Here is a 936-nt window from a genome sequence, read left to right on the forward strand (position 1 = left end):
ATGATCGACACGCTTAAGGTCCGCGCCGACTGCGGCGATATGGTGGTCATCAACCAGGACATCTATCTGCAAGATCCGATCGGCAACCGCTATGCCGACATCGTGTTCCCCGCAGCGACCTGGGGCGAAGAGGACTTTCTGCGCGCCAACGGCGAACGCCGCCTGCGCCTGTACCAGAAGTTCTATGATGCGCCCGGTGCGGCCAAGCCCGACTGGTGGATCATTGCGCAACTGGCACAGCGGATGGGCTTTGACGGGTTCGACTGGCAGAACTCGAACGAGGTTGCCGAAGAGGCCGTGCGCTTTACGCGCGGGTCGCGCAAGGACTTCCACGCGGTCTTCCGTCTAGCCAAGAAAGAGGGCAAGGGTCTGCACCAGAAGGTCCGAGAATTCGGCACCGATGGTGTGCAATGCCCGGTCATGCTGGATGCCGACGGTGTCACGCTGATTGAAACCAAGCGTCTGCATGACACAACGCGCACGCTGCCTGATACCGGTGCGGCTGGTGCGGATGTATTCAACAAGAAGCTGACGCACTTCAACAGCCAGACCGGCAAGTGCAACATCCAGAAATCGCCGTGGGGCCTGTTCTCGGATTACTGGGAATGGTTGAAACCCAACAAGGACGAAGGAGAGTTGTGGTCCACATCCGGTCGGATCAACGAACGCTGGCAGTCTGGTTTCGACGACCGCCGCCGCCCCTATATCGTGCAGCGCTGGCCGGAAAACTGGGTCGAGATTCACCCCGACGATGCGGCCGAGCGTGGCATCGAAAACGGTGATTACGTGATGGTTTACTCGGAACGTGTTCCGGGCAACAAGCACACTTTGCTGGGTGTGGAAGGCGACGACTTCCAGTTCTCGAAACTGATGGAGAATAGTTCCCCAATCATCTCAGCGGCGCTCCATCGCTTGCAGTTGCAACCGGACCCACCA

At 59.0% G+C, this 936-nt stretch carries 1 protein-coding gene; it reads left to right on the forward strand.

What is annotated here, in order from left to right:
• On the forward strand, nucleotides 1-936 hold a 936-nt coding region (locus ACR0FG_RS20845), incomplete at both ends, for a molybdopterin dinucleotide binding domain-containing protein (RefSeq protein WP_480895269.1).

It is taken from the genome of Ruegeria sp. E1 (assembly GCF_056534225.1).